This window comes from Vibrio echinoideorum (assembly GCF_024347455.1).
GTDB classification, from domain to species: domain Bacteria; phylum Pseudomonadota; class Gammaproteobacteria; order Enterobacterales; family Vibrionaceae; genus Vibrio; species Vibrio echinoideorum.
In genome coordinates this window covers 1,265,584-1,289,427 of the sequence record NZ_AP025484.1, presented here as the reverse complement: position 1 = coordinate 1,289,427, position 23,844 = coordinate 1,265,584, and the positions used below count along the sequence as shown (strand labels likewise).

The following is a 23,844-nucleotide window of genomic DNA, read 5'->3' as shown; positions in this document are numbered from 1 at the left end:
TTTATAACGGACGAACTTAATAGAAGAACGAGCTTAACTCACCAATCAAGCTCTGTTTTGACAATGCGGCTCAGTACGGAACTGAGCTTCGTATTCATGTTTTGCACGCTTGACTGGTGAGTGTCAGTAATAGAGTTATTGTTACTATTACTATTACTATTACTGTTACTGTTATTCAGCGAAGTTAGACGGGAATAACGCTCTAAGCGCCTCTTCATCACGTTCGCTCTTAAACTCAATGCCTTTGCCGATTTCACGCGCGCGCAGTGCGGCAGGGCGGCTGTTGATTGTATCAAACCAACGCTTTAAGTTCGGGTAAGGTTCTAGGCCTTCTTCACCAAGAACAAAAGGTGCTTTATCAATCCAACCCCATGCCGCGACATCGACAATGGTGTACTCATTTCCGACGAAAAAATCACGACCTTCCATATGCTTTTCTAACACTTCATAGTGACGTTGTGCTTCACGCAGGTAACGGTTCACGGCGTAGTCTAGGCCTGCTGGCGCAGCATGACGGAAGTGTACCGATTGGCCAGAATATGGACCAAGACCACTCGCGATGAACATCATCCAAGATAGCAGTTCAGCTCTGTCTTCTGGCTGGCCCGCTAGCTTGCCTGTCTTCTCTGATAGGTAAAGAAGGATAGCGTTAGAGTCGAATACACGTTGTCCGTCATCTTCAATCGCCGGCGTTTTTCCATTCGGGTTAATCAAACGAAATTCCGGAGTGTGCTGCTCACCCTTTAAAGTATCAACAGGGACAAGTTCAAAATCTAAGCCTGTCTCTTCTAGAAACAGTGCAATTTTCATTGGGTTTGGTGTCTGGTGAAAATAAAACTTAAGCATGGGGTAACTCCTTGTATTGGACATTCATTAAAACACCACTTGAACGATCGTTCAATAATTGATTGTGAATTATATGAAAATTAACCTGTTTTTTTGAAACGAGTGGTGATTGAACTTCCGTATGTGGGAAGAAGTTGGCGTGAATCTATTTGGGGTTGAGAACCTTAAGTAACTGAAAGTATGTGTTTATATGTGAGCTTTCATGTCGATGGTAAGTCTAAAATCGAGTGTGTAAGTGTCGATTATGATGGGGGAGGCGTGTGAGTTAGAAGCTAGATATTCGAAAATAGTCAGTGACATCATTGTTATACAATAACTCGCTAGGTTGGTGAGCGTGTTTAGGCGTACAAAATCGTGATCTGCAGCCACATCTTATGCAACAAATGAATATTAACGCTGTAGATTCTGGTGCGCTTCACGGTTTTTTAATACTAGGAGCTTACATTGGGGAGCAAATCTGATGCGAACACTTAACGACACAGGATCTTTCCATGAAAAAGAACATTATCGCCCTCGCTCTTGGTGGCATGCTGGCTTTTAGCGCAACTCCTTATTCTTTTGCTGCTAACGATGGTGCTGTAGAAGCTTCAGCAGATTACGCTCAGTTGGTGACTAAGCGACAAGTCGTCGATCAGTTACTGCATGATGCGCTGCAGGCATTTAAGTCTCCAGCAAGAATTTCTCACGCGGGCTTCACGGCAAAAATGCCAAGCAACATGGAAATTGTGACGAATCGATTGTTAGAAGCCTACAAGCTTGAGCCTTACCGCACTGACTTGCTTATATCGGCAGCGAACGCTCAGATCTATAATAAAAATGCAGAGCGAGCTATTGAGTTGTTTGAGCAAGCACTGACGGTTGCGCCAGACGATGTCGACCTTCATGCGTATCTAGCGGTTTGGCAACGATTTGATGGTAATGACAGTGAATCCAACAAGCATATAGAGAAGCTTGAGAGCTTGAACAAAGGCAAAGCCGAAGACATCAAACGTATCTTTGCTACGGTCGATCGCGTATTAGAAACACCGTTGAAAGAATCGGCAGATAAAGGGCTACTGAGCGATCACGGCGCCATCGTTACTTTGGGTTACGCGCTTAACCCTGATGGCTCCATGCATGAGATCTTGATTGAACGTCTTGAAACCACATTGGCAATGTCCAAAGCCAACCCGGATGCGATGATTGTGCTAACGGGTGGCGTGCCTAAGAACCACAAGACAGAAGGCAAGTTGATGGCGAATTGGCTTATTTCAAAAGGGGTGAGTAAAGACCGCATCATTGAAGAAAACTATGCAACTAGTACGGTAGGTAATGCATTGTTCAGTAGTTACGCGCTTGCTCGTCATAATATTAAACATGCGACCATTATTAGCTCGGCGAGCCATGTTCGTCGTGGTCAAACTCTGTTTGAAATTGCGAGCTGGCAAACTGGCCCTCAAGGAATCACATTTGATACGGTTGCTTACCCAGATAAGCCGTTAGAAAGTCTTAAAAATGCAAGCAGTGGCGAACTGTTAGGTATCTACCGTGACGCTCTTCGTACCTATGGTATGTGGAGCTACCGCTCTTACCCATTGGAATCTCGTTAAGCCCAAGCTTCACTTGTTGGTACAATCAGGAAGCGTGAGGTGGTAAACTGCGCTTCTATTTTTATTTTGTGTTTTATAGGTAAAGTGATGAACCCGATTCTAGCGCTGTTGAAAGAGAACAATATTAGCGACGAGCAGATCAGCGAGATATTCAAGACGCTGACAGAGAAACCTCTTGCAGCAATGGCGACAATCAGCCAGCTTGGATTACCTCAAGATAAGCTTCAAATGCTGATGAGTCAGGTAATGCAAAACCCTGCGCTAATCAAAGAAGCAGTTGAAGAGCTTGGCCTAGATTTTTCTAAGGTTGAAGCGGCTAAGGAGCAACTTCAAAAATAAGTGAGTTGAATGAGCTGATATCGTCTTAGCTTATTCACATTCAATGAAAAGGTCGTTTAAGTTCAGCAACAGGCTGTCTTAACGGCCTTTTTTGATCTTGGTGGCGATTATTCACTTTGATCAAGTTGCTTTCAATCCCTGCCTCCCATTTTCTACTCAACGACTATTTCAACACAATTGACAGCACTTTTGCCAAATATGCGTCGCTACTGACAATTTACTTACTAGACTTAATTAACCTATGTGCGACTTGATATGTGCACCTTGATGAACAGTGTTTTTTGGATGAGGAATGCCCTGAATAGTAGGGACATAAACATCAAACAATAGCGCTGTTTATTTATGGGTCACAACAAGAAAAAGAATAAGAGGGCACTCAAATAAGCCCTTTATTGAGCAGTGATTTTATAGGAAATGAGTTATGAAATATTTAAAGGAAACCGCTTTAGCGAGCCTTGTGTTGGCAGGGCTTGTTGGTTGTGGCGGTGATTCAGGTTCATCAAGCAGCACGACACCCATTACCTTGAGCGTGAGTGATGCGCCCATTGATGATGTTAAAGACGTCACTGTGACATTCAGTAAGGTCGCTTTACTTCCAGATCAGGGAGGCACACCATTAGTTTACGACGTGTATAAAACGGATGAAAACGGCGACTACGTTGATGAAAATGGCGATCCGTTGCCAGACGGTGAAGAACCTATTCCATTAAGTGTTAATTTATTGGATTACCAAGGCAGCGATGCACTTCCTTTGATTGAAAATGAGGTCGTTCCGGTAGGTAACTACAAGCTGTGTGTATTTGCGAATGATGGCGATCACCCAACACATCAATCTTACGTGATAGAAAACGATGATACGACTCGTGAGTTAACGGTGAAAGGTAATGGCGCGTGCCCGCAAGGTGTGGGTAAAGAAGATAACGCTGGCGTGCTTTACTTTAATGATTCATTTAATGTGAACCAACAGAGTAACGATTTTGTTGTCGAGTTCGATCTTCGACGAGGCCTAAAGAACAGTTCAACATATCCTGATTACACTATTCAAAGAACGTCTGTAAGCCTTATCAATACGGTTGAGACAGGAAATATTGAAGGTACTGTTGCGAAGCAAACCTTTGATGCTTGTAGGCTCACAACCGATAATACCTTTGTTCAGGCGGTCTACTTGTATGAAGGCAACATCGACAAAGATGACATGACTCCGATTGGCGGTAGTGAGGAAGTAAAACCAGTCACTTCAGCTTCCGTTGTGCTTGGTGAAGACCAAACTAATTTTGAATTCTCACTGGGCTTTATTGATCCAGGTACTTATTCATTAGGTTATACCTGTACTGCGCAGCATGACAGTGATGAAGACAATGCTGATCCGGTTGCTGATGGTTTTGAGATCTATGATATTCAAAATAGTGTTCAGGTAGTGGTTGGTCAGGATAGCCAAGTATCGTTCTAAATTTTTGACGTGATTTAGCATTCGAATAAATACGGCCTCTTATTTGGAGGCCGTTTTTGATCATGTCACCTAGCTAGATGAATTTGATGAGCATTGAGTGTGACTATAGGGTAGTGATAATGTAACGTTGTCTCTCTTACTTTAACCTAGCGAAATGTACTCCGGCGTTGCTCATGAAATCTAGCTTAAGCATTCGATCTTACACCAAGCAATTTAATACTCATGCCCATGATGGTTATCATCAACTGGTGCTGCCCATCCAAGGGAGTATTAGCATTGAAATGGTGGGGTATGTTGGTAAGGTCGCTGTCGGTGAATGTGTGGTGATTCCAGTAACCACAGCGCATGCGTTTAAGGCGGATGAAGCCGCGCGGTTTATTGTCGCGGATATGGTGGGGTTACCGCAGCATTTGTTAGAGCATGAGCTCTCGGTTTTCACGATAACACCCCCTTTAATGAGCTTCCTGTTGTTTGTAGAGAAGCAATTGGAATATCAGGTCGATAGCGGTATTGAGTCATCAATCTTGGATGTGTTTTCACTGCTGTTAGAGCAACAACAAGTGAGCAAGAGCATCGACCCAAGAATCCGTGCGGTACAAAGGCTGATCGCGGATAACTACACGCAACCGTTATCCATTTCACAGCTTGCAGAAACGGCCTGTTTGAGCCCTACTCAATTCAAAAAACGCTTCAAAGAGTGCTTGGGTATCAGTGCGCTTAAATACATCACTCGATATCGCATGGAGAAAGCCCAAGCCTTGCTAACCCACACCGATTTACCGGTTCAGTTGATAGCCGAAAATGTGGGATATAGTGATGTTTCTGCTTTCAGTCGCCGCTTCTCTCAGCACTTTGGGATGTCTCCAAGGGCGTTTTTAGGCTCAATGAAAGACAGTCTTTAGAAACAACAATAGCGTCCTTTCGGCAAACTAATGTTTATCAACATTAACTATTATCTATTTCAGAACTGAAAATTGGGTAATAGAAATGAATCTTGCCATCAATCGCGTTAACGAATTCCAAACGGGCACTTTAGCCATCTTGTTTGCTTCTATTTTATGGGGCACGACAGGCACCGCCGCAAGCTTTGCACCTGATCTAAGCCCCTTGGCAATTGGTGCTTTTTCTATGGGCGTCGGTGGTCTAATGCAAGCGGGCTTGGCGTATCGAAAAATCCTATTCGCTTTCGACAAGCTTTTGCAGAACAAGAAGCTGTTGACCGTGAGCGCTTTGGCTTTGGCGATCTATCCTTTAGCTTTCTATTCTTCAATGAAATTATCTGGCGTGGCGATTGGTACAGTGGTTTCGATTGCTACCGCACCTTTCTTTTCTGCTCTGTTAGAGTGTCTTATTAGCAAAAAGAATAATATCAACAAGCGTTGGCTCATTAGCTTTGCGATTGGTGTGGTAGGCATTGGGCTGTTGGTGTTTTCAGAATCTTCAGCGGCGAATGAATCCGCTGATGATCTCAAGCTGTTGGGTATTGCTTTAGGTCTACTCGCTGGGTTGTGTTATGCCATTTATTTTTGGGCGACAAAAGCACTGATAGACAAGAACATTGAGTCTCAAGCAGCGATGGGTAGTATTTTTGGCCTGGGTGCGATGCTGTTGCTGCCAACGCTCTGGTTTACTGGTGAGAACCTGTTTTCCTCGCAGATTAACGTATTAGTCATCAGTTATCTGACGTTAATTCCACAATGCTTGGGCTATATCGCGTTCAGTTTTGGTTTACGCCATGTCACCGCTAGTAGTGCCAATCTGCTGACCCTGTTTGAACCAGTAGTTGCAGCGGTGCTTGCCGTCTGTGTTGTCGGTGAGCTGATTCCTTTTATAGGTTGGCTAGGTATGTTTCTGATTGTGCTGTGCTTGTTGATACAGTCGAAGCCATCTAAAGGAACGCTATAAGTATTTGTTTTGTAGCGCCTAATTGAAGTTTATTCATGCGTAATTCTTATAATTGAATAAAATCAGTATCTCAGTTGTGAGAGTGCTGTTACTATCGCTATCAATAGTCGGGGGGCATATACCTTATTTGGTGTGTGCTGAGATCGTTAATCGAGACCCGTTGAACCTGATTCAGTTAACACTGGCGTAGGGAACTATAAGCACTCGATCTACGTCTGCACCCATGAAAACTTTCATGAGCCTAATGCGACTTCTCCTTCGATCAGTGTTCGTTCTCCTGCGTCTTGTAAGATAGTAGGAGCGACAATGACACACAGTTCTATTTCAAAAGATTTAACGCCAAAAGCCTCAGTTTCACAGCACTCTGCTGATGGTTCGATTCGAACGAACACTCCGATTGTATTGACGATCGCAGGTTCAGACAGCGGCGGCGGTGCAGGTATCCAAGCTGATATTAAAGCCATGTCTGCTACAGGTAGTTTCGCTTGTTCGGTAATTACCGCTATCACTTCCCAGAACACTCAAGGCGTTTCCGCCATTTTTCCAATCCCACTTGATCATGTCGCTAGCCAGTTAGATGCGGTTTTCACTGACCTGAATATCGTGGCCGTAAAAGTCGGCATGTTGGCCGATTCGCAAATCATCAAAGTCGTTGCAGACAAAATTAAGCAGTATCAACCTAAGCATCTTGTGATTGACCCTGTAATGGTTGCGACAAGTGGCGATCTTCTTCTAGAAAACTCAGCTATCACGACGCTGAAGCAAGAACTGATTCCGCTGGCAGACATCATTACTCCTAATTTGCCTGAAGGCGCAGCGTTAACAGGCAAGCCGGTACCTGAAAGCGAAGCTGACATGCAGGGCATGATTGAAGACTTGCGCGCACTGGGCGCGAAAGCGGTACTTCTCAAAGGCGGCCATTTAGAGAAAGATGAGAACAGTAACGACTTACTGATTCTGCCAACCACCTCTGCTTTGATTAGTGCGAAGCGTTTTCCTACTAAAAATACCCACGGTACGGGTTGTACGCTCTCTTCGGCTATCGCTTCTTTTTTGGCTCAAGGCAACACGCTGGCAGAAGCTGTTGACCTAGGCAAACAATACATTTCGCGCGCGATTGCTCATGCTGATGAGCTGCAAGTCGGCCAAGGCCATGGGCCTGTAAATCACTTCTTCGCTGGACACGGCAATGTCCGTTAATACGGTTGGTGTTCAGCTCAGCAATGCCTCCTTACGTTATAACGACAGTGAGCACGCGACCTTATCTGGGTTGTCGCTTAGCTTAAACGCAGGTAAGTGGACGGTATTGTTGGGTCGAAGTGGCTGCGGAAAAACCACGGTATTGCGTTATCTGGCGGGCTTGCTGGACGACAAGGTGGAGTGGCAGGGCACATTGGCAACGTCCGATGAATTGCCTTTAACCGATCGCATCGCTTACATGGCGCAGCAAGATTTGTTACTGCCATGGCTATCGGTCATCGACAATGTTTGCCTGAGTCATCGTTTTCAAAATCCAGCTTCTGATAAAGCACTGCAAACCAATCAAGCACTAGAGTTGTTAGCTGCGGTTGGTTTGGCTGATTATGCGAATGCGATGCCGGATCAGTTGTCTGGAGGCATGCGCCAGCGTGTTGCTTTGGCTCGCACCTTGATGCAAGACAAACCTGTTGTGCTGATGGATGAGCCTTTCTCTGCGCTGGACGCAGTAACAAGGCATAAGTTACAAAGCTTAGCGTGTGGACTGTTAAGAGATAAAACCGTTGTGTTGATCACTCATGATCCACAAGAAGCGGTGCGTTTGGCGGACAATTTGTATGTGTTGCAAGGCACACCTGCGAATGCTCAGTCATTGTCTGTGCCTAACACAGCGACACCACGAGTGTTAGATGGTGAATGTGCTGAGTTACAACAAGCCATCTTAGATCAGTTGGAGCGTGACTATGAATGATCTAACGCGGAGCGAAGCTGTGGCTCGTTCAACTAACACTCAGATCACGACTAAGCGCCCTCGTCAGATGAATCCCGTTATGCGTTTGCTTATCAGCAGCGCCGTGATTCTCGGTTTATGGCAGCTAGTTGTGGTTGTCTTCGAGATGCCGAGCTTCATTCTGCCAGAGCCTGCAGAAGTCTTTATTAAGCTAATCGAACGTTACGATGTGTTACTCAAACATACATGGGTGACTGCGCAAGAGATCTTACTTGGCTTGCTACTCGGTTTGTCGATGGGGCTATTTTTCGCCCTGCAGATGTTGATGTTCGAACCACTAAAACGCTGGCTGTTACCTATCTTAATCGCTAGCCAAGCGATTCCTGTGTTTGCGATTGCTCCAGTATTGATGTTGTGGCTTGGCTATGGCATCGCGTCAAAGGTGGTGATGGCAGCGATCATTATCTTCTTCCCTGTAACCACTTGTTGCTACGACGGTCTGCGAAATACACCGACAGGCTATCTCGATCTTGCCAAAACGATGGGCGCATCGAAATGGCAATTGCTGCGTTATATCCAACTACCTGCTGCGCTGCCAACACTGGCGTCTGGCATTCGTGTGGCGGTGGTTATTGCCCCAATTGGCGCGGTCGTCGGGGAGTGGGTGGGTTCGAGTGAAGGGCTGGGTTATCTAATGCTACAGGCCAACGCGCGAATGATCATTGATGAGATGTTTGCAGCCTTGTTTATCTTGGCGGTGCTGTCTATATCGCTCTACTTCATCACAGACAAGTTACTCAAAAAAGCTATCCCTTGGGAGAACCAGTAATGGCTTGCTCAATAACACTTTGTTTAATAAGGCTTCGCTCAACGCTATTTATCTCAACAATAGCTCGTTAAAAATGAGCTCTATAAACACAATAATAATATTCAAAAGGAAAGGTTAACTATGAAAAATACCAAATTGGTAGGTGCAGTGGCACTGCTTGCTTCGTTAGTTTCAGGTCATGCTCTAGCGGACTCTGAACAAAAGAAACTGACATTGATGTTGGATTGGTTTGTAAACCCGAACCACGGCCCGATTGTGATTGCTCAAGAGCGTGGTTACTTTGCTGACCAAGGCTTAGAGGTTGAAATCCAAGAACCAGCAGACCCAAGCACGCCAGCGAAACTTGTCGCAGCAGGTAAGGTTGATTTAGCGGTAACTTACCAACCAAGTTTAACCATGGATGTGGCAGCGGGTCTTCCTTTAGTTCGTGCATCAACCCTTATCGCGACGCCACTGAACACACTAATGGTACTGGATAACGGCAAGAACGATTCATTAGCGGATCTGAAAGGCAAAAAGATCGGCATCGCGATTGCGGGTAACGAAGAAGCGACTATCGGTACCATGCTAGCTCAAGAAAATGTTGCATTTACAGACGTGCAAACCATCAATGTCGGTTGGGCACTTTCATCTTCATTGGCATCGGGCAAGGTAGATGCAATCTGGGGTGGCCTACGTAACTTCGAAACTAACCAGCTAGCCCTTGAAGGTTTTAAAGCAAAAGCATTCTTCCCAGAAGAGCACGGTGTGCCAGCTTACGATGAGCTTATCTTTGTTGCGAACGCAAAGCAGCACGATGATGAAGCGATCAAAGCGTTCAACAAAGCATTGGAGCAAGCAACAACTTACATCGTGAACCACCCACAAGAGTCATGGAGCGAGTTTGTTGCGTATTCACCAGATACGTTGAACAACGAGCTTAATCAACGCGCATGGAACGACACACTGACTCGTTTTGCACTTCGCCCTTCAGCGGTTGATCTAAAACGTTACGACGATTACGCACAGTTCATGTTCGACAAAGGCATTATCAAATCATTACCAAAAGCCGCTGATTACGTACCGACTTTTGACTAAGGAATCTCATGAAATACCAAGACTTAATCCAAGCCTGTCAGCAAGATTGGCAAGACTACACCGAGCATGATTTTGTTAAAACGCTGGCAAACGGCACGCTAGCTCAACCCTGTTTTCTGCATTATCTGAAACAAGATTTTCTGTTCTTGAAGCAGTATGCCCGCGCTTATGCGTTGGCGATTTACAAGGCAAAAACACTGGCTGATATGCGTCGTGCACTGCCAAGTGTTCATGCTCTGCTAGATTCTGAAATCTCTCACCACGTGACTTACTGTGGTCAGTGGGGTTTAACCGAATCTGACCTAGAAAACGAACCGGAAGATTTCGGTACAGTTGCTTACACGCGCTACGTTCTAGATGCGGGTATGACGGGTGATCTTGTCGATCTTTATGCGGCACTGGCTCCGTGTTCAATTGGTTACGCTGTGATTGGTAAAGCACTTCTAGAAAGTAGCGATACCGTATTAGAAGGCAACCCATATGCAAGCTGGCTGCAACTGTATGGCGGCGAAGAATTCCAATCTGGCGTGGCAACGGGCGCAGAATACTTCAATCAGCTGCTTGCTGAAATTGATATCAACAGCGAGCGCGGTCAGAACATCGTTCATATCTTCAAAACGGCAACGCGTATGGAAGTGGCTTTTTGGCAGCAAGGGCTGAATGCACTTAATGACTCAACCTCGGCTTAAAAGCGACTTTTACGAATAAGGATTTATCCATGCTAACTGAACAAATCATCCAATCGTTGCGCGCAGTACGAGAGCAAAAACCACTGGTTGTGAACATCACCAACTACGTCGTGATGAACAATACGGCCAATGCGTTATTGGCGATTGGCGCTTCGCCTATCATGGCGCACTCGCAGCAAGAACTGGCTGAGATGATGTCTTTCTCTGGCGCGCTTGTGATCAACATTGGCACGCTCGACAGTGTTTGGACGCCAAGAATGTGTTTTGCTGTTGAGCAAGCGAACGCGAACAACAAGGTGGTGGTTCTTGACCCTGTGGGTTGTGGCGCAAGTACGCTGCGTACCGAGACTTCTCGTGAAATTGCACGCTTAGCCGATAAGTTGATCATTCGTGGTAACGCGTCTGAGATTATCGCGTTAGCGGGTGAGCAAGCACAGAGCAAAGGCGTTGATGCACTGGATAGCAGTGATGCTGCATTAGGCGCAGCGCAATGCTTAGTGGCTGAATACGGTGCGAATGTGGTGATTTCTGGTGAGACAGATTACGTTGCCACCAAAGACAGCGTTGTTACGTTAAATAATGGTCATCCAATGATGCCGTATGTGACGGGCATGGGTTGTACTCTTACTGCATTAACGGGCGCTTTCGCTGCTGTTGGAGATGAAAGTGGTTTAGCGGCAGCGGCGGTATTAGGTGTGGTTGGTGAAATCGCAGCTGAGAACTCACGCGGCCCAGGTAGCTTGCAAATGAACTTACTTGATGAGCTGTACCAGTTAGACGAAGAGACACTGATTCAACGTTTGAAGGTTCAGTAGATTCAATCTAGATCTGCATTCGTAGCTTATTAAAAAGCCCTCAACACATATGTGTTGAGGGCTTTCTTATTATATAAACCGTGTTCGCCATGTTTTCAATAAACGAGGCTCTAAATAACAGAGACAGAAAGTCAGCTAGGTTCTAAATCGATTTACTTGGCTCTCTAGGTGATGAGCAACCTCGGTTAAGTCACTCGCGGCACCAGAAATGCTGCTGACCGACTCTTGGTTGCTTTGTGCGATGGTATTTGCACCTTGCGCGTTTTCACCTAACGACTTGGTCAGACAATCTTGCTCGTCTACAGATACTGCGATCTGGCTGTTAGCCTGATTCAGATCTTGGATGTGTTGGTTAATCACATGCAAGTTTTGAGAAGCTTGTTGTGCCTGAGTCGAAGCATCTGAAACAGTGCTGTGGCTCTCTTTGATCGACTCTAACGCATCTTTAGCGCCGCGTTGTAGCGATGTGATGAGTTCATCAATTTGGCTAGCTGAATCTTGGGTACGCTTAGCGAGCGTTCTTACTTCATCGGCTACGACAGCAAACCCACGACCTTGTTCACCTGCGCGCGCAGCTTCGATAGCCGCGTTCAATGCCAGTAGGTTGGTTTGCTCAGAAACGCCTTTGATTACTTCAAGAATGGCGCCAATATTCATCGACTCTTTGTGTAGGTCAGTCACTTTTTGGCTGCTCACCTGCATGCTTTCATCGGCGCTGCCAATTTCATGCAGTGTTTTGTCTACTTCTTTGAGTCCCATCGCGACATTCTCGGTTGCTTGGTTGGCAACTTGAGACGCGTGGTTAGCACTTGCAGCAATTTCTGATGTGCTTGAAGCCAATTGATCAACGGCAGAAGAGATGTTGATCATTTCACTGTTCAATTGTGTTGCATTGGTCGAGCTGTTGTTTGTCACTTGATTGAGTGACTCCGACATCTCACCAATACGCACGCTAGAGCGGTTCACTTGGCCAACAATATCGCGCAGAGATTCAATGGTGATCTCCATATTAGTCAGCAGTTCACCAATCTCATTTTTGCTCTCAATGTTCACTTCCACATTCAGGTTGCCCTGAGAAAGCTCATTGGTGATCTGTTTAACTTGTGCGATGCCTTTGGTGATAGAGCGAGTCACCAAAACGGCGCTCGTCATGCCAATAACTAAAGCGACACCCGTTAGCAAGATGATGATTTGAACTGAACGTTTTTCACTGGCTTGCAGTACTGGCGTGAGTGCTTGCTTCTGTTGCTCTAGAATACTTTGAGCATCCGCTACCGCAATCGCTAAGCTGTCACCAATAGAGGCAAGGCTAGCGGTTCTTTGAGTGTTCTCAAGCATCTGTTGATGAACTTGCTCAAAGCCTTTTGCATACGCTTCACGTTGGTTTGAGAAGTCTTCAATCAGCTCACTTTGATAAGGCGATGATTTGAGAGATTCAATGTCGCCTTCAATACCTGGTAGCGCGTATTCAAAGATATCTTTACCCGCTTCATAGGTTTTAAGGTCATTGTTGTTTGAATAACTGAGTACAGTGATCTTGGCTGCGAGGAAATTCTCCATCAACATGCCCGCGTATAAGCTCGCGTTTGGATCATTGTTATTGTAAGACTCATACAACAAACTTTGAGCAGCTTTCAGTGCGTTGGTTTCTCGTTGGACCATCTCAACGTTGACCAGTTGGTCTATGAGAAGCTCACTCTGTTTCATTGAACCATAAGCCACATCAAACGCCGCCACACTGTCTTGCACTAATTGCAGGCTAGCTAGGCTATCGGTTTTGGTGGTGGATTGGATTAAGTTGTTGAGCAGTTCATCAATCGCAAGTTTGCTTGATTGATAATTCGTTTCGTACTGTTCATCCAATGACTCTAAGTAACGTTCAGAAGCTAAACGCATCTGAAGAAAGTGCACTTGAATGTTGCTAGATAATGTCGCTTTTTGGCTGAGCTCACTGTATTGGCTAAAGCCGTTCGACAAGGTTTGGATACCTTTGTAACTCACAAAGCCTGAAATGACGAAAAAGAGCAAGCAGATGGCATAACCCAGCTTGATCTTGAGCGCTATAGAAAGGTGGCGCATAACTATCCCTATATTTACCTGATTCCTTCACAGCGGAGTATTTCATAAAACAGCGTTCTGGGCATGCTTGAAGTGAATACTTTGTGTAATAAGTAACGCTTTAGTTAAAAAGTTCAGGTTTTTCGGCATGCTTTCAACGAGTTGCGTATTTGATGGTTCGTGTGTAATTGAGCTAATTTAGTATTAACTTCCATGCACATGATGCGATTTGTCGGTAAAATAGTACAACGCCAATTTTAGACATCGACTCCAAAGGTACGAAATGAACCCTTATAAGCTCTATTTAGTAACGGATGACCAACAAGATTTAGAAACGCTTAAGTTTGTGGTTGAACAAGCGGTTGCGGGTGGCGTCACTATGGTTCAAGTGAGAGAAAAGCACGGAGATGTAAGAGCCTTCATTGAACGAGCACAAGCCGTAAAGTCGATTTTGGCAGGTTCTGGTGTACCGCTGATCATTAACGATCGGGTAGACGTTGCATTGGCTGTCGACGCCGATGGTTTGCACTTAGGGCAATCGGATATGCCTGCAGAGTTAGCACGCCAGTTGATAGGTCCAGATAAGATTCTTGGGTTATCAATTGAAACTGAACAGCAGTTACAAGAAGCCGATAGCTTACCGATCGATTACATTGGCCTCAGTGCGCTTTTTGCCACACCGACCAAGACGAATCTAAAGAAACATTGGGGCTATGATGGAATTAAAATGGCGTTGGAGACAACGAAGCTACCGATTGTCGGTATTGGTGGAATTAACGAATCGAACATCCCGCAGTTAGTTGAGAGCGGTATTCATGGGTTAGCACTGGTATCTGCGATATGTCACGCTGAAGATCCAAAACAAGCGACGCGGGATCTGTTGTCTCTGATGGGAGAGTGAAGGCTTTTAGACTAGAAAATAAATGAGTTTAACTGTTTGTTTTCTAGCTAAAACATAAGCACAGATATGTGCTTATGTTTATCGCTTGAGCTTTTAAGGCAATTTATTTAATACACAGTTTGGTTTACTGAGCGCATAAAGCAACAGTACCGATGATCATAAGAACGATCGCGGCATACCAGCCGTATTGTGCGGTCTTATCAGCAACAAACACCTTAATGTAGTTGAGTTCTTCATGCGCCATTGCAATGAAGTCTGTGTAGTTTATCGATAACTCGCGGCTGGCTTCTTTCAAGTCTTGCTGAAGTTTGTTGAAAGCCTCATCGATGAAGCCTTTTGTTTCTGAAACAGACGGAGTAGCAACCAAAGTTAAGCTATTCCAAACTGCCATACGCGATTCATACTCGCTTTCACTGACACAATTAAGTACGCGTAAATCATACTCTCGTTTGTTACGCTCTTTGCCCATTTTCTCAGGGCAAATATTTCTTAAAACGTTCACGACAAATTTTCCAAAAGGTTCATTTAGATATAAAAAAGCACTCGAAGAGGGCTCATAAACTGGGTGCGAATCAATATTCAAAAGTGATCTATTTGAAGCTTTCACAAGTGGTTGCAGGGCAGGGGCACTTATGTGGGAGATTTGAAGTTGGGTCAGTGGTGTTAAAGAGCGATTTGGGTTTGTCGATATCAGTTTGATAAGACAAACCCTTTGGGATCGCAGTGTAGTTATGTCACTTTGGGACATCAACTAGGGTGTTTTATCCACACGACAAAGATATTTATCGGCAAGATAAGCAGAAATGAGGTAGCGGTGGTGAGTCTCACGCCGACATAGAATCTCTGAATTGACGATGTTTTGAAAAACAGAGGTGCTTTCAAAAATACAGGAGGCTAGTTGGCTTGCCATTGATTGTATTGCAGTGAGTGCCTCTTAAGCTGCTCGATAAGGCTGATGAGAACTGGGCCATTGATGTGGCTGCGAGACACCAAACAACCTACAGGAGTAATCCAACCACCATGCTCGTGTGAGACAGGTAACGCCACAAGTTCGCCTTTTTGAATGCCTTCCATCACCATCATTTCAGGCACATTTGCCCAGCCAACGTTCTGTTCAACGAGATCGATGATCGTTTTGTGGTTGTTGGCATACCAAAGCATCGAGCTAATACCGTAGGTGAACCACAGTTCGCGCTGCTTTGAACTGCGATGCACACATTGGCGGTAACGCTTTAGATCTGAGTCTTGTACTACCGACATTTGGCTGAGTTCGTGAGTGGCGGAGCTAACTGTAAGAAAGCGGGCTTGGCCCAGTAAGAAGAAGTCCATATCCACTTTAAGTTCACCATCCGCATAGATGATGCCAATCTGCGCTTTGCCGCGTCTCACCAGATCTTCAACATCGAAGGTAGAAGTGGTGATGATATCGAAGTGCGTGATTGGGAACTGATCGGCCAGTGAGCTGATTATCTTAATGAAATTCTTATCTATGATGCTTTCATCAACCGCAATGATCAGTTCGTGCTCATCTTCTTGTGTGAGCGATTCTACTTTTTGGTCGAAGTACTTTTGTTGGTCGAGAATCGACTTAGCGACAGGTAATAACGCTTTACCTGTGTTGGTCAAAACGGGGATGTTTTTCTCTCGGTTAAACAGCTCTTGGTCGATGGCAATTTCTAGGTTGGCGATCGACTGGCTGACTCCAGACTGAGCGCGTTTCAGTTTGCGAGCGGCGGCAGAGAAAGAGCCACTTTCACACACAGTGACGAAGACTTTTAATTGCTCAAAACTGTACATGTTATCTCTCGCTCAATACCAAAGGGGGTAATAACTCCTAGGCTATCACTATTCGTGATGGCTGTTAACTTTCTCTTATTATTTCAGGTGACATAATCTCGACCAATCCAACACGTAATAGATTATTTAGAGGAATGTATGAGTACGTTAGAAAGAGTGTTTCACTCTGTGTTATTTGAAGTATTGGCCGTAACACTATCAATTATAGGCTTAGCGATATTTACTGATCATGATGTGAATGCCTTATCAGGAACCATGATAGTTGTTGCGACCATCGCCATGATTTGGAACTACTGTTTCAACCGCATTTTTGATCGCTACTTCACGGGTGAAAAATCAAAGCGTTCGCTCAAGTTACGTGTTTTTCATGTCGTGCTATTTGAGGCAGGCTTGCTGGTGGCGACGATCCCAGTGATGGCTTACTTACTTGATGTGGGGATTTGGCAGGCATTTTTAATGGATATCGGCGTGACCATTTTTATTACCATTTACGCGTTTGAGTTTAATCTGATTTATGATCATGTGCGAGCATTCTGGGTACGCAGAGCGGACTTAGCCGTTCAGTAATCTACCAAGTCAGTAAACACGAGTTTGGCTACTAACCGCTTGTTTATTCGTTATTTTGACGGAGACATCCGGTTAGTAGGTCTAGGTAACGCGGCGTTTGTTCTGCTATCTTAAAAAAGGTGATAATTTGAGTTCGTGAACGAATAGATAAGGGAAAGGATGCCAAATACCCCTCAGATAATGACAGTTGTCGATAAGAAAGAAGTCGAATTGTTCGCGGAACTGTTCAAACATATTGATGGTGAAATCTACACCTTACTACGCAGTGCCCAAATCCCTAATGATATTCTCACCAGTAATGACCATTACGATTATCTCCCTGAGACAACAGTTAAAAACGTGGTCAAGATTATGGGAGAGTCGGCGTCGAGAGAAGAGTTTTCGCTTTTTATGTGGAGCTTTTGTAAGCAAACCTATGTGCCAAGGTTTGTGGCTAAGCTAAGCTAGCAGGATTCATTGAAAAGCGCGTTAGACCAATTTGGTGAGCAGCTGAAGCTTGTATCCAATGGTGCGAATGTCTATACCAAGCAATCCGGAGGCAAGTGGTGGTTGGTTCGTGAGAAGCCGTTTACTAACGCGCCTTGGTTTAAGTTTGCTGAATTGTTCTCTGTCATTTTCATCAACGAGCTACTTTCAGTATTAACGCAAGGTCGTTGGAAGCCGTCTGAGGTTGGCATTCAGAATGGCGATCTCGAATGCTTTCAATCTCTACCACAAATGGGCAGTGCTCAGTTTTATACGCATAGACCGGTCACTGCCTTTGAGATCCCTGAAGACATCATGCTTGCACCGATTGTTTTACCCAAAATTGCTCAAGTATCAGATCTCACTAAGCCTTTACCTAGCTCATTCTTGAGCGCTTTTAAGCTTGTTATTAAACCTTATCTCACGATGGGGAAACTCCCAATTAGCTTAGCTTCTGAGATTCTGAATATTCATGTCAGAACGATCCAGCGTCGGTTGGAAAGTGAAGGGGTGGTCTACAAAACCTTGATTGAAGAGATGGTTCTTGAGCAGGTTTTAGAATTGCTTAAGCAGTCCGATTTATCGATCACACAAGTAGGCGCGAAGATGGGCTATTCCGATTCTTCCCACTTTACCCGAGCCTTTAAACGACAGATGAACATGACGCCAAGACAGTACCGAAAAGAGCACAGCTAACCTCGGTAAGCAACAGTACCAAGCTACCAGTAAGAGCTTCGGCAATAATAGCTCCGCAGCGAAACTCTAGCCAATAAGTAAAAACTCCAGCTATTAAGCAGAAACCGGAGCCTGAACGCATAATTATTTATTGTCACCAAATGGCCATTTATCAACCTTGAACACTGGCAGTATCACTACTAAGTTATTGAATGTTGATGAGTTGTTTTTGCCTCGATTTTTTCCCGGAATTTTGATTAGATTTTTGTGATTATCGCGGCTGACAAAAACACCTTTGAAACCTCATGACACTCATTAGTAGTTACGGAATCGTTATGGGAAGTGGACTCCACTCATAAACGGAATCAAGGTGTATAAATGAAAAATGCAGGCTTAAAACTCTCTGTTGTTGCTCTTTCGTGTTCATTTGCTCTTTCTGCAAATGCCGCATCAACGCTATTTACTAACGTCGATGTATTCAATGGTACTGAAAACAAATTGTACGAAGACCATCATGTATTAGTCGAAGATAATCTTATCAAACAAATCTCTGCGAGCCCGATAGAGGCTGGCGAAGCTGTAGTGATTGACGGCGAAGGCAAAACGTTAATGCCGGGTCTGATCGATGGCCATGCTCACGTCATGATTAACTATAATTTTGGTGACATCGAAACTAATAAAGACCTCACTGACATTTCAATTCATGCGACTCAAGTGGCTAAGCGCTACTTAGATGATGGTTTTACCACTGTTCGTGATATGGGTGGTCCAGCCTTTGGTCTAACTCGTGAAATTGAGGCGGGTAACGTTGTCGGCCCTCGAATTTATCCTTCTGGTGCATTTATCTCTCAAACATCGGGGCATGGTGATTTCCGAGATCGAAGTGACCTAGGTTTTACTCCGAATTCTGTGGGTGACATTTCTAACTTTGAACGTATGGGGATTGGTGCGGTTGCCGATGGCGTACCAGAAGTGTTGAAAGCGACACGATTGAACCTACGAAATGGCGCGACTCAAATCAAGATCATGGCTGGTGGCGGTGGTTCATCTCGATTTGACCCAATAGATACGACTCAATACTCGGTTGATGAGACATGTGCGATTGTTGAAGCCGCTAAAGATTGGAATACCTATGTCGCGGCACACACTTTTAACGATCGATCGGTAAATCGATTATTGGATTGTGGCGTTAAAAGCTTTGAACATGGGTTCTTTATTAATGATGAAGAGAATTGCCAAAGAAGGCGGATATGTTGTTCCTCAAATGTGGGGATTATCGCCAGATTTAGCGAAAAACCCGTTAATGCCAGCTGAGAAATTGCCAATGGTCGCCCAACTTCAAGAAGAATACGGTGATTACGGTAAACGATTGTTAGAAAACAATGTGAAGGTCGTTTTCGCCTCTGACTATGTAGGAGCAGATTCCGATGCAGAGCGAGCTCGTCGTTACGAAATTTACTGGCGCACACAAGCTTTCGGCAGCAACTTTGAAGTATTGAAACAAATGACTTCAACGGCTGGTGAGATGTTGGCGATGTCAGGCCCTAGAGGCACCACACAAGGGAAATTAGGCGTTATTGAAAATGGAGCGGTTGCAGATATCTTATTGATTGATGGTAACCCATTGGAAGACATGGCAGTGATAGGCGCGACTCCGGAATGGTTTGACGCTGATCCTGAATACAAGACCATCGACACTATCAAATTGGTAATGAAAGATGGCGTTGTATACCGCAACGAAATGTAATTTCCGATTCGATTTTTAATCATTTGGTAGGGGAGCTTTTCCTCTACCTACTTCCTTTTTGTTGTGTTTGGTTGGAGTAGATTTTGATGGTTGATTTAAAATCAATATGCTCATTTTTGATGTTCTGTTGTTTGTCATTTTCATCATTGGCTAGTGAAATAAAAGTGACGTACTGGGATGAGTTAGTTCCGAATATGGAGTTAATGGAGGATCCATTTCAAAAGTTAGATAGAAATCAGATGTTTGACATGGCGACTATTGCTCGCTTTAAAGAGGCTCAGTCTAAAGACGGTTTTGTGGCAAGTGACGAAGCAACGCAAGAAATCGTTGAAGTGACAGAGAGGTTGAGAAAACAAAACGTCGATGTTGAAGCGTTATTTGTAGCTCGTGAACAGATTATGAAGCAACGCGAAGCGTTGGGTTCGAAACCCAATACTGAAGTGGTAGGTAGTAAACATCGTATCCCTGGTTACATCACGCCGATTGAAATGGATGGAACTAAGGTGACCAAGTTTTTCTTAGTACCTTCTGCTGGAGCCTGTATCCACACTCCACCACCTCCAGCGAATCAACTGGTGCTGATAGACTACCCGCAAGGCATTGAATTGGTGAGTTTAATGACGCCGGTTTGGGTTGAAGGGCAGTTAACAGGGCACCAATCGAAAGAAAATGTGAATTACTCTGACGGCGCAGCCAACGTGCAGTCGGTCTATGCTATGAAAGCGGACGGTATAGAACAGTATCAACCTTAGCTAGTGCGTCTAGTTGAATACAATCTATTGTTGGAAGTATCTAAATCACTCAGTGTCATCAAATGACAATTTTCAATGTGAGTAATGAATAAAATAAAACTAACTTAAAAAGCACTGGTGACATGATGAACTCAAGATTCTCTATAGTAAGTATGGCAATTGTGATGGCAGCGAGCACAATGAGCGGCGTTGTTTACGGCGCTAACTTTGAAGGCCCAGATTCTGTTGAAAATACAATTGCAGAGCAGAAAGCACAAAAGAAATCTTGGAGGGAGTCATTAGCTGAAGATGGTTTTACATTTGGTGCGGATTACTTTGCTTTGGGGCTGACCTCTGGGGATGGGGTTGGCGGCGATAGCGTTGATGCATCGTCGGGTGTGGCACGATTATACGGTTCATGGCATCTATTAGGTAAGGACACACTGAACTCAGGTAGCCTGGTTTGGAAGGTGGAACATAGGCATGCCTATGGTGATACTGCGCCAAAAGACTATTCATTCGGCCCGCTTGGCTATGTTGGTGCAATTGGCCCTGCATACAGTGACCAAGGGTTCCGTGTTACGGACTTAAATTGGAAGCAAAAAATCAATGATGGCAAAGGGACTATTGTTGTCGGTTGGCAGGATGTAACGAACTATGCGGATGTTTACGCTCTAGCAAGCCCGTGGTCTGGCTTTACTAACTTGGTATTCTCGACAGGCTCAGGTGCGATGGGCTTACCGGATGACGGTGTATTGGCCCTTTCTGCCGGTCATATGCTAGGCGAAAACTTTTATGTGGTCGGTGGTATCGCTGATGCAAATGGTCAGTCAGATGATATTTTTGATGGCTTTGATAGCGCTTTTGGTAGTGATGCGTCTTACTTTACAACACTTGAATTAGGTTGGACTGCTTCACAAGATCTGATTTATACCGATAACGTCCATGTGACGTTCTGGGATTTTGGTGACGATACTCGCCACAGTAATAGCCTTGCAACTGAAGGTGGCTCAGGTGTCAACTTCTCATGGAGCCAGTTTATGACGCCGCAAGTTATGCCGTTTGTGCGAGGTGGTTTCTCAGAAGGGGATGTTGCCCTTTACGATAAATCAATCTCTGTTGGTATGGGATATTTCGGGTTAGGAAAACCGACGAATAATTTAGGTGTGGCGCTAAACTGGGCGGAAGTGAATGGTGATTCTTTTGCAGCTGATGCGAAAGCAATAAGCGGTAATACAGAGCAATGGACGGCTGAAATTTACTACAACATGCAACTTAACGATTTCATCCAAGTGACACCTGATATTCAATACATTAAAGATCCAGCGTTCTCCAATGAAAGCAGCGCTTGGGTGTTTGGTGTTCGTGCGAGAATCTTTATCTAATTCTCCTTGTTTATAACCAGGTTTGGATATGAAAAAGTGAGCCTAATTAGGCTCACTTTTTTTGTCTTAGGTCTGTATCAAAAGCGGTTATGCTTTCTCTGCTTTGGGCGTATCATCAAGTGCAAAGTAGATTTTTGAAACAATAATCTCTGCGACTAATATCGAGAACACCACGGCAAAAAATGCCACCGCGCCATTCCATGGGCCCGTGAAGTCGACTTTATCGCCAAACAAGATATTGATGGCTTCCAACATCACAAACTTAGACCCAACCAAAATGACGTAACTCGATAAACCTCGATAAACTTTGGGTGCAGTGCCTGGTTTAGCTTTGAAATAGTCGGCCAATTTGTGTTCTAAACCAATGGATAGCTTGAGTAACAACTGTAATAAAATGGCGGCCGCAAATGAGATGGTAAATGATTCAATATTGACGAAGTCCCAGTATTCGTCAAAAAAATTGAGAACCGTTAGATCGACAAGTACCGCAAGTGTGTAACCAACAAAGAGCCGCTGGGGCGTATTAAATCCATATACTTTTTCTATATTGCTCATCTACTTCTTCCTGAGTAAAGGGTTATAAAAAACTTAGGAGTTAATCCTATAATTTTCAACCGCTTATTGTTTTATATGCGAAACAGGTCTTAAAGTCTGTTTGGCGTATTATGGTAAGTAAGCTTTTTAAGAATGATCCAAGATAAGACTCCAATTTAAACAGAGGCGCATATGATTATTCATTTTAGAATCCAAGACGTAGAAGAACTTTGGGGAGCCATCGATTTAGCAACGCTCTTACAGTTGGAACTGAGAGCAGTATCAACAACACCGTTAACTCTCTGATTGAAATAGTGAAGTTACCAATTACACTTGAAGCATAAGTTTGAATGGAGTCAACTTAATGCTTTCACCCCTATCGCCATATCCCCCTTCTATTGCTTTACTTTTATCAAGCCTGATTTCTTCCTCGGCCTATGGATCCAATGAAGCGATCCAGAATCGTTTGGAGAAAATATTTGCTGCATCCATTGCGCTCACTGACAGTGATGCCGTTTCAATTGGCTTTGTCGATTTTGACCCGAACTCGTTTATCAACTTAAACGACAGTGGTTTTGGCTCCGATAAAACCATCGATACTCGAAGCCAAGTCAGTGTCGGTTCCATTCCTTATTCTTCCGTGATTCAAACCGATGACCCTGATCTTGATCTCATTTGGTCTGTGCGAGGGTCCTATGCGCTCTCTGAACAGGATGTTGAGGTGTCATCAGACATAACACCCGACCGCAGTGTTAACCCAAATAAAGACTCGGTATTGGGCTTGTATGGCTTTCTAGGGCTTCAAAGCCATTTAAATGAACATTGGTCTATTGCTTATGGCTTGGGCACACACTTGCTCTATTACCGCAACAAATACGAATACAACAACAGTTACTCTCAAGCGTTTCGAGCTCAACTCGATGGTTATGCACTGAATACGTCAGCGTGGGCATTGGTTGGTGAACCCTCAGTCAAACTAAAATATTTGCAAAAACAAGAGTGGGGAAGTTGGAATGTCTCTTCAAGAGCTCGTTACTTTTATGGAACGGGTTGGGGAGAAGCGAATGATGGCGATATCGGTAACCCTGAAGGATTACGATTTATTAATGAGCTTGAATTTAGACAAAATGTTGTGCTCGATGCTTGGTCACTGAAGAACCCACAGATTCACTACAACGTCAGGCGGATTGATGTCGCTGGCGATCTCAAAGAACCACTCGATACTCACTATTACTATGAATTTGGTACAGGGTTAGTGTTTGATGTCCCTTATGATTCGTACTTTTTCGACAACTTTGGGGTAGGCATTAACTTCAATTACGGCAGTTCATTGAGCGGTGGCAGTTTGCTCTTCTTACTCAATAACTAAAGTTTGTCATGGGTAGCAACGTATGTGGGCGAATAACGTGGGTATCATCTGCTAATGAGTTGCATAGGCTTTTGTGCTTTTTATGCGATGGGCAATTTGAATTTATATGTGTCGTAAAATGGTAAATATTGTGATTGAAACTTAGTCAT

23 protein-coding genes, 1 pseudogene and 1 riboswitch are annotated in these 23,844 nt (G+C 44.4%); of the genes and pseudogenes, 19 read left to right on the top strand and 5 right to left on the bottom strand.

What is annotated here, in order from left to right; genetic code table 11:
* Positions 1-171: 171 nt before the first annotated feature.
* Positions 172-846, bottom strand: a complete 675-nt coding sequence (locus OCV36_RS21910) for a glutathione S-transferase family protein (RefSeq protein ID WP_135455349.1) — start codon at positions 844-846, stop codon at positions 172-174.
* 491 nt (positions 847-1,337) lie between these two features.
* Here OCV36_RS21910 and OCV36_RS21905 point away from each other — a divergent pair, with 491 nt between their 5' ends.
* The 11 genes from OCV36_RS21905 (at position 1,338) to thiM (ending at position 11,466) form a co-directional block, all read left to right on the top strand.
* Positions 1,338-2,435 carry a YdcF family protein gene (locus OCV36_RS21905; protein WP_017074872.1) on the top strand — a complete coding sequence of 366 codons (1,098 nt, stop codon included), beginning with the start codon at positions 1,338-1,340 and terminating at the stop codon, positions 2,433-2,435.
* An 87-nt stretch (positions 2,436-2,522) separates the two neighbouring features.
* Positions 2,523-2,774 (top strand): DUF2999 family protein, encoded by a 252-nt coding sequence (locus OCV36_RS21900; protein ID WP_135455347.1) that lies wholly within the window; start codon positions 2,523-2,525, stop codon positions 2,772-2,774.
* 421 nt (positions 2,775-3,195) lie between these two features.
* Positions 3,196-4,224, top strand: coding sequence for a DUF4382 domain-containing protein (locus tag OCV36_RS21895; protein WP_135455345.1), 1,029 nt, complete (start codon positions 3,196-3,198; stop codon positions 4,222-4,224).
* Between the two features lie 173 nt (positions 4,225-4,397).
* Positions 4,398-5,126 (top strand): helix-turn-helix domain-containing protein, encoded by a 729-nt coding sequence (locus OCV36_RS21890; protein WP_135455343.1) that lies wholly within the window; start codon positions 4,398-4,400, stop codon positions 5,124-5,126.
* An 85-nt stretch (positions 5,127-5,211) separates the two neighbouring features.
* Complete coding sequence (locus OCV36_RS21885) at positions 5,212-6,129, top strand: DMT family transporter (RefSeq protein WP_135455341.1); 918 nt, start codon at positions 5,212-5,214, stop codon at positions 6,127-6,129.
* A 98-nt stretch (positions 6,130-6,227) separates the two neighbouring features.
* A riboswitch (TPP riboswitch) is annotated at positions 6,228-6,339 on the top strand.
* A gap of 96 nt (positions 6,340-6,435) precedes the next feature.
* The gene (gene thiD / locus OCV36_RS21880) at positions 6,436-7,329 is read left to right on the top strand and encodes a bifunctional hydroxymethylpyrimidine kinase/phosphomethylpyrimidine kinase (RefSeq protein WP_167853014.1); all 894 of its coding nucleotides are present in this window, start codon (positions 6,436-6,438) and stop codon (positions 7,327-7,329) included.
* Positions 7,319-8,077: an ABC transporter ATP-binding protein gene (locus tag OCV36_RS21875; protein WP_135455339.1), complete on the top strand. Its 759-nt coding sequence runs from the start codon at positions 7,319-7,321 to the stop codon at positions 8,075-8,077. The genes thiD and OCV36_RS21875 overlap by 11 nt, the downstream gene beginning before the upstream one ends.
* Entirely contained in the window at positions 8,070-8,885 is an 816-nt protein-coding gene (locus tag OCV36_RS21870; RefSeq protein WP_135455337.1) for an ABC transporter permease, read from the top strand. Before OCV36_RS21875 ends, OCV36_RS21870 begins: the two co-directional genes overlap by 8 nt.
* A gap of 120 nt (positions 8,886-9,005) precedes the next feature.
* On the top strand, positions 9,006-9,962 hold the full coding sequence (locus tag OCV36_RS21865; RefSeq protein ID WP_017081987.1) for an ABC transporter substrate-binding protein: 957 nt from the start codon (positions 9,006-9,008) through the stop codon (positions 9,960-9,962).
* An 8-nt stretch (positions 9,963-9,970) separates the two neighbouring features.
* On the top strand, positions 9,971-10,651 hold the full coding sequence (gene tenA / locus OCV36_RS21860; RefSeq protein WP_017077477.1) for a thiaminase II: 681 nt from the start codon (positions 9,971-9,973) through the stop codon (positions 10,649-10,651).
* 29 nt (positions 10,652-10,680) lie between these two features.
* Positions 10,681-11,466: a hydroxyethylthiazole kinase gene (gene thiM, locus OCV36_RS21855; RefSeq protein WP_135455335.1), complete on the top strand. Its 786-nt coding sequence runs from the start codon at positions 10,681-10,683 to the stop codon at positions 11,464-11,466.
* Positions 11,467-11,601: 135 nt separating this feature from the next.
* Here the strand turns inward: thiM and OCV36_RS21850 are convergent, their stop codons facing one another.
* Positions 11,602-13,545: a methyl-accepting chemotaxis protein gene (locus OCV36_RS21850; RefSeq protein WP_065676194.1), complete on the bottom strand. Its 1,944-nt coding sequence runs from the start codon at positions 13,543-13,545 to the stop codon at positions 11,602-11,604.
* Positions 13,546-13,807: 262 nt separating this feature from the next.
* On the opposite strand from OCV36_RS21850, the gene thiE reads away from it, so the two are divergent.
* Positions 13,808-14,425 carry a thiamine phosphate synthase gene (gene thiE / locus OCV36_RS21845; RefSeq protein WP_102308488.1) on the top strand — a complete coding sequence of 206 codons (618 nt, stop codon included), beginning with the start codon at positions 13,808-13,810 and terminating at the stop codon, positions 14,423-14,425.
* Between the two features lie 124 nt (positions 14,426-14,549).
* On the opposite strand, the gene OCV36_RS21840 is transcribed toward thiE, so the two are convergent.
* Positions 14,550-14,894: a hypothetical protein gene (locus tag OCV36_RS21840; protein ID WP_009844840.1), complete on the bottom strand. Its 345-nt coding sequence runs from the start codon at positions 14,892-14,894 to the stop codon at positions 14,550-14,552.
* Positions 14,895-15,319: 425 nt separating this feature from the next.
* A complete protein-coding gene (locus OCV36_RS21835; protein WP_135455333.1) occupies positions 15,320-16,222 on the bottom strand; it encodes a LysR family transcriptional regulator in 903 nt (300 codons plus the stop codon).
* A 138-nt stretch (positions 16,223-16,360) separates the two neighbouring features.
* Between OCV36_RS21835 and OCV36_RS21830 the strand changes: the two genes are divergently transcribed.
* The 6 genes and pseudogenes from OCV36_RS21830 to OCV36_RS21800 all read left to right on the top strand — a co-directional run bounded on the left by OCV36_RS21830 (position 16,361) and on the right by OCV36_RS21800 (position 21,792).
* Positions 16,361-16,789, top strand: a complete 429-nt coding sequence (locus OCV36_RS21830) for a PACE efflux transporter (protein WP_135455331.1) — start codon at positions 16,361-16,363, stop codon at positions 16,787-16,789.
* A gap of 180 nt (positions 16,790-16,969) precedes the next feature.
* Positions 16,970-17,950: pseudogene (locus tag OCV36_RS21820) on the top strand (helix-turn-helix domain-containing protein).
* Between the two features lie 357 nt (positions 17,951-18,307).
* The gene (locus OCV36_RS21815; RefSeq protein ID WP_245300906.1) at positions 18,308-19,243 is read left to right on the top strand and encodes a metal-dependent hydrolase family protein; all 936 of its coding nucleotides are present in this window, start codon (positions 18,308-18,310) and stop codon (positions 19,241-19,243) included.
* A complete protein-coding gene (locus OCV36_RS21810; RefSeq protein ID WP_245300905.1) occupies positions 19,233-19,676 on the top strand; it encodes an amidohydrolase family protein in 444 nt (147 codons plus the stop codon). Before OCV36_RS21815 ends, OCV36_RS21810 begins: the two co-directional genes overlap by 11 nt.
* Before the next feature lie 203 nt (positions 19,677-19,879).
* Positions 19,880-20,428: a DUF3299 domain-containing protein gene (locus OCV36_RS21805; RefSeq protein ID WP_235447498.1), complete on the top strand. Its 549-nt coding sequence runs from the start codon at positions 19,880-19,882 to the stop codon at positions 20,426-20,428.
* Positions 20,429-20,592: 164 nt separating this feature from the next.
* Complete coding sequence (locus OCV36_RS21800; protein ID WP_135455378.1) at positions 20,593-21,792, top strand: carbohydrate porin; 1,200 nt, start codon at positions 20,593-20,595, stop codon at positions 21,790-21,792.
* Between the two features lie 87 nt (positions 21,793-21,879).
* Here the strand turns inward: OCV36_RS21800 and OCV36_RS21795 are convergent, their stop codons facing one another.
* Entirely contained in the window at positions 21,880-22,347 is a 468-nt protein-coding gene (locus OCV36_RS21795; RefSeq protein WP_135455329.1) for a hypothetical protein, read from the bottom strand.
* A gap of 343 nt (positions 22,348-22,690) precedes the next feature.
* On the opposite strand from OCV36_RS21795, the gene OCV36_RS21790 reads away from it, so the two are divergent.
* Complete coding sequence (locus OCV36_RS21790) at positions 22,691-23,695, top strand: Solitary outer membrane autotransporter beta-barrel domain (protein WP_135455328.1); 1,005 nt, start codon at positions 22,691-22,693, stop codon at positions 23,693-23,695.
* Positions 23,696-23,844: the final 149 nt, after the last annotated feature.

Bases quoted from the DNA above. Each gene is read 5' to 3' on its own strand.
- OCV36_RS21910 (WP_135455349.1), bottom strand. From the start codon at position 846: ATGCTTAAGTTTTATTTTCACCAGACACCAAACCCAATGAAAATTGCA.
- OCV36_RS21905 (WP_017074872.1), top strand. From the start codon at position 1,338: ATGAAAAAGAACATTATCGCCCTCGCTCTTGGTGGCATGCTGGCTTTT.
- OCV36_RS21900 (WP_135455347.1), top strand. From the start codon at position 2,523: ATGAACCCGATTCTAGCGCTGTTGAAAGAGAACAATATTAGCGACGAG.
- OCV36_RS21895 (WP_135455345.1), top strand. From the start codon at position 3,196: ATGAAATATTTAAAGGAAACCGCTTTAGCGAGCCTTGTGTTGGCAGGG.
- OCV36_RS21890 (WP_135455343.1), top strand. From the start codon at position 4,398: ATGAAATCTAGCTTAAGCATTCGATCTTACACCAAGCAATTTAATACT.
- OCV36_RS21885 (WP_135455341.1), top strand. From the start codon at position 5,212: ATGAATCTTGCCATCAATCGCGTTAACGAATTCCAAACGGGCACTTTA.
- thiD (WP_167853014.1), top strand. From the start codon at position 6,436: ATGACACACAGTTCTATTTCAAAAGATTTAACGCCAAAAGCCTCAGTT.
- OCV36_RS21875 (WP_135455339.1), top strand. From the start codon at position 7,319: ATGTCCGTTAATACGGTTGGTGTTCAGCTCAGCAATGCCTCCTTACGT.
- OCV36_RS21870 (WP_135455337.1), top strand. From the start codon at position 8,070: ATGAATGATCTAACGCGGAGCGAAGCTGTGGCTCGTTCAACTAACACT.
- OCV36_RS21865 (WP_017081987.1), top strand. From the start codon at position 9,006: ATGAAAAATACCAAATTGGTAGGTGCAGTGGCACTGCTTGCTTCGTTA.
- tenA (WP_017077477.1), top strand. From the start codon at position 9,971: ATGAAATACCAAGACTTAATCCAAGCCTGTCAGCAAGATTGGCAAGAC.
- thiM (WP_135455335.1), top strand. From the start codon at position 10,681: ATGCTAACTGAACAAATCATCCAATCGTTGCGCGCAGTACGAGAGCAA.
- OCV36_RS21850 (WP_065676194.1), bottom strand. From the start codon at position 13,545: ATGCGCCACCTTTCTATAGCGCTCAAGATCAAGCTGGGTTATGCCATC.
- thiE (WP_102308488.1), top strand. From the start codon at position 13,808: ATGAACCCTTATAAGCTCTATTTAGTAACGGATGACCAACAAGATTTA.
- OCV36_RS21840 (WP_009844840.1), bottom strand. From the start codon at position 14,894: ATGGGCAAAGAGCGTAACAAACGAGAGTATGATTTACGCGTACTTAAT.
- OCV36_RS21835 (WP_135455333.1), bottom strand. From the start codon at position 16,222: ATGTACAGTTTTGAGCAATTAAAAGTCTTCGTCACTGTGTGTGAAAGT.
- OCV36_RS21830 (WP_135455331.1), top strand. From the start codon at position 16,361: ATGAGTACGTTAGAAAGAGTGTTTCACTCTGTGTTATTTGAAGTATTG.
- OCV36_RS21815 (WP_245300906.1), top strand. From the start codon at position 18,308: ATGAAAAATGCAGGCTTAAAACTCTCTGTTGTTGCTCTTTCGTGTTCA.
- OCV36_RS21810 (WP_245300905.1), top strand. From the start codon at position 19,233: ATGCCAGCTGAGAAATTGCCAATGGTCGCCCAACTTCAAGAAGAATAC.
- OCV36_RS21805 (WP_235447498.1), top strand. From the start codon at position 19,880: ATGGAGGATCCATTTCAAAAGTTAGATAGAAATCAGATGTTTGACATG.
- OCV36_RS21800 (WP_135455378.1), top strand. From the start codon at position 20,593: ATGGCAGCGAGCACAATGAGCGGCGTTGTTTACGGCGCTAACTTTGAA.
- OCV36_RS21795 (WP_135455329.1), bottom strand. From the start codon at position 22,347: ATGAGCAATATAGAAAAAGTATATGGATTTAATACGCCCCAGCGGCTC.
- OCV36_RS21790 (WP_135455328.1), top strand. From the start codon at position 22,691: ATGCTTTCACCCCTATCGCCATATCCCCCTTCTATTGCTTTACTTTTA.